Annotated in this window: 3 protein-coding genes; 2 read left to right on the top strand and 1 reads right to left on the bottom strand. The window is 74.4% G+C overall.

Features of this window, described 5'->3' with window-relative positions; all coding sequences use genetic code 11:
• Nucleotides 1–721: TerD family protein (locus KS423_RS41005; RefSeq protein ID WP_224284820.1), on the bottom strand; the 721-nt coding region annotated here is incomplete at its 3' end.
• A 357-nt stretch (nt 722–1,078) separates the two neighbouring features.
• Between KS423_RS41005 and KS423_RS41000 the strand changes: the two genes are divergently transcribed.
• Together KS423_RS41000 and KS423_RS40995 are read left to right on the top strand one after the other, a co-directional pair.
• Nucleotides 1,079–2,287, top strand: a complete 1,209-nt coding sequence (locus KS423_RS41000; protein WP_224284819.1) for an HpcH/HpaI aldolase/citrate lyase family protein — start codon at nt 1,079–1,081, stop codon at nt 2,285–2,287.
• Nucleotides 2,288–2,380: 93 nt separating this feature from the next.
• The coding region (locus KS423_RS40995; RefSeq protein ID WP_224284818.1) for a phosphoribosyltransferase family protein at nt 2,381–3,721 on the top strand (1,341 nt) is incomplete at its 3' end.

The raw sequence follows: 3,721 nt of genomic DNA, 5'->3' as shown, positions 1-3,721 counted from the left end.
GGGCCGGTGCGGTGGCCGGCGGCTGGGTGGGCGGCGACTGCGGGACGGCCGGGGCCAGGGTGAAGGTGCCCGGCTCGGGGGTGGTCGGGCGCGGGTCCGGCACCGGGGTGCTGCGCGGGTCGAGCGGGCCGGAGGGGGTGGTGGTGGCCCCGGGCGCCGGGTCGGCCTCGGCCTCGTCGTCCACGGTGATGCCGAAGTCGGTGGCGAGTCCGATCAGCCCGGAGGTGTAGCCCTGCCCGATCGCCCGGAACTTCCAGGCCCCGGACCGGCGGTACAGCTCTCCCGCGACCAGGGCGGTGACGTTCTCGGCGTCGTCGATCCCGAACTCGGCGAGCGCGGACGCGCCCTCACCGGCCGTGGCGTCGAAGAGCAGCAGGCGCAGTCCCGGCACCGCGCGGAACGGCCCGCCCTCGGAGGAGCCGGCCAGCACCACGCGGTCCACCTCGGCGGGCAGCTTGCCCAGCTCGACCTCGACCGTGTCGACGATCTCGGCACCGCCGGAGGTCTGCTGCTTGGGCAGGTGGCGGACCAGGCCGGAGGGGTGACGGGGCTGGTTGTAGAAGACGAAGTCGGCGTCCGAACGGACCTTGCCGGTGGCGCCGAGCAGCAGCGCGGACGCGTCCACGTCCGGCGCACCGGGCGTGGCGCTCCAGCGCAGCACGGCGCGGACCGCCGCCGCCGGCAGTGCGATGTTGGCGCCCTTGGCCATCACGTGCGTCATAGCCGACCATCCTGCCTGTTCGCCACCCCTTCGGACAACGTGACCGGACCGCTCCGCGCCGGGTCGGACTTTGCCAAGACTTGCGCTTTCCGAGGTTTGCCGCCGTCGTTTCCGAGGTTCGCCGAGGGCGCGCCCATGATCGTCCAAGTGGACCGGGATGTTCCGGGAGTTCAGTGCCGGGGAACCGGGAGAGGCCGGATCCCGTCCGTACGATGGGCGGTCGAAAGGTCCCCGGGGGCTCGGCGCAGGGGCGTCCGGCGGAGGCGTGCCCGGGAACCATGGCGCCCGGTCGGCCGGTTGACCAGGGTGTCGTCGGCAACGGGCCGGAGGCCGGTCCACTTCCTGGAGGAGAGCACCTTGCGCCATTTCGGCCACCTCGCCGAGGACGTACGCGGCCGGCTCTTCCTGGAGCAGCCGCGTCCCTTCACCGCGCGGAGCGAGCCGGCGGTGCTCTCCACCGCCCTCGGCGGCACCCTCTACAGCCCGGCCACCAGGCCCGCCCTGGCCGCCGACATCCGCAAACTCGCCGGTCGGGGCGTGGTGTCGATGGTGCTCTGCCTGGAGGACGCGATCGCCGACCACGAGGTGGACGCGGGCGAGCGGAACCTGGTCGAGCAACTGAATGACCTGGTCAAGGATTTCACCGACTGTGCACAGAGCCACCCCCTGCTCTTCATCAGGGTCCGTGCCGCCGCCCAGATCCTCGACCTGGCCGAACGCCTCGGACCGGCCGTCGAACTGCTCAGCGGCTTCGTGCTGCCGAAGTTCACCCCCGCGAACGGCGGCGAGTACCTGGCCGCGCTGACCGCCGCCGAGGCCGCGACCGGGCGGCGGCTGTTCGCCATGCCCGTCCTGGAGTCGCCCGAACTCGCCCACCTGGAGACCAGGCGGGAGCAGCTGCTCGGCATCGCCGAGCTGCTCGCCGGCCACCGCGAGCGGGTGCTCGCCGTCCGGCTCGGGGTCACCGACCTCTGCTCCGCGTACGGCCTGCGGCGCTCGCCCGACCTCACCGCGTACGACGTGGCGCTGGTCGCCGCGGTGGTCGGGGACGTGGTCAACGTGCTCGGCCGGGCGGACGGCACCGGGTACACCGTCACCGGACCGGTCTGGGAGTACTTCCCGGTGCAGGAGCGGATGTTCAAGCCGCAGCTGCGCCGGACCCCTTTCACCGGGGCCTCGGTCCCCGCCGCGGCCGGGGCGTTCCGGGCCTCCGGCGAGGAGGTCCGGCGGCGGATCATCGAACACGACCTGGACGGGCTGATCCGGGAGGTCGAACTCGACCGGGCCAACGGCCTGCTCGGCAAGACCTGCATCCACCCCAGCCACGTGCCGGCCGTGCACGCCCTCTCCGTGGTCACGCACGAGGAGTACTGCGACGCCCGCGACATCCTCCGGCAGGAGCAGGACGGTGGCGGAGTCCTGCGCTCGGCGTACACCAACAAGATGAACGAGGCCCGGCCGCACCGGGCCTGGGCGGAGCGGGTGCTGCTGCGGGCGGAGGTGTTCGGGGTGGCCCGGGAGGACGTGAGCTTCGCGGAACTGCTGTCGGCCTGCCTGTGCGGCTGATTGTTTCCGCGGCCGAGCCCGCGCCGTTCCCCCCGGTTTCCGCAGCGCCGATATGACGAACGCACCACCGCACCATCGAAGGCAGGACCAGCAGTGACAGCAACACCGCAGACGTGGACCGGCCGTTGGGTCGCCGACCGGGCCGGAATCGCGCTGACCGGCTCCGAGCGACTGCCCGAACTCGTCGGCCTGGCCCTCCGGGAGAACCGCAAGCGCGCCCACCTGCTGGTCTCCAACGTGCTCGGCAAGCACGTGCCGCAGCGGCCCTCGGTGGTCCACGGTGCCGGGCTCGAACTCGGCCGGCGGGTCCGCCGACTGCTCGGTGCGGAGGCGGCCGCGCGGGCCGTCGTGCTCGGCTACGCGGAGACCGCCACCGGCCTCGGCCACAGCGTCGCCGACGGCCTGGACGCCCCCTACCTGCACTCCACCCGCCGCCCGGTGCCCGGGGTGGCCCCGCTCGGCGGCTTCGAGGAGGAGCACTCGCACGCCACCTCGCACCTGCTGCTGCCTGCCGACCCCGCGCTCCTCGCCGGGGACGGGCCACTGGTGCTGGTGGACGACGAGTTCTCGACCGGACAGACGGTGCTCAACACCATCCGCGAACTGCACGCCCGCCACCCGCGCGGGCACTACGTGGTGGTCGCCCTGGTGGACCTGCGCTCCGCGGCCGACCGGCAGCGGCTCGACCGGACCGCCGCCGAACTCGGTGTCCGGCTGGACCTGGTGGCCACCGCGAGCGGCGGCGTCGAACTGCCCGCCGACCTGCTGGAACGGGCCGAGCGGCTGATCGCGGAGGCGGCGGCGGACGCGCCTTCGCAGGCCGTCACCCCGGGCACCGTGCCATCGGCGGCCGCCGCGCCGCTGGTCCGGGTCGAGCTGGACTGGCCCGCAGGGCTCCCGGACGGCGGCCGGCACGGCTTCACCGCCCGCGACCGCGACCGGCTGGACACCGTCCTGCCCCGGCTGGCCGGGCAGCTGGCCGAGGCCCTGCCCGCCGGGGCGCAGCGGGTGCTGGTGCTCGGCTTCGAGGAGCTGATGTACGCGCCGCTGCGCCTGGCCGACGCCCTCGCCGAGCGGCTCGGCGGCGACCGCGTCCGGTTCTCCACCACCACCCGATCGCCCGTCCTGGCGGTGGACGACCCCGGCTACGCCATCCGCACCCGGCTCGCCTTCCCCGCCCACGACGACCCGCAGGACGGCGGATCGCACGAGCGCTACGCGTACAACGTCGCCCCCGGCAGCGACTCGGCGCGGCGCTTCGACGCCGTGGTGCTGGTGGTGGACGACGTGGCCGACACCCCGGCGCTGCACGAGGGCGAGCGTGCGCTGCTCGGCCAGCTGCGGCAGGTGACCGGCCGGGTGGTGCTCGCGGTGCTGCCCTCGCACCGGCCGGTGGCCGCGGCTGCCGCGCTGCCCGTGCCCCCGTCGCCGCCC

The sequence above is a fragment of the Streptomyces sp. LS1784 genome, from assembly GCF_020103755.1.
Lineage (GTDB): Bacteria > Actinomycetota > Actinomycetes > Streptomycetales > Streptomycetaceae > Kitasatospora.
The sequence above is the reverse complement of the archived record's forward strand: the minus strand, read 5'-3'. Positions and strand labels throughout refer to the sequence as shown.